1 pseudogene is annotated in these 237 nt (G+C 48.1%); it reads right to left on the reverse strand.

The annotated features are described in order from the left end of the window. Positions 1 to 83: 83 nt before the first annotated feature. Positions 84 to 237: pseudogene (locus ACYP03_RS27980) on the reverse strand (aspartate carbamoyltransferase regulatory subunit); the annotation flags it as partial.

The raw sequence follows: 237 nt of genomic DNA on the forward strand, positions 1-237 counted from the left end.
GAGTCAAAAGGCTGTAAAAACAGTAAATCCGGCTCTGAGGGGAGCCGGCTTTCTCTGTTTTGTCATCGGAGATGGGCGGACAATCAGTGGTAATAGGTGACGATATCGCGTGCAAAGACTTTTTCACAGTATTTGCACTTCTGACGGACTTCTTCATGTTTGGTCAGAACTCTGAAACTGCTGTCATCCGGCTCATTGTGGGTGATGCAGTTTGAGTTCGGGCACTTGAAGATCGCG

This window comes from Photobacterium sp. R1 (genome assembly GCF_054600795.1).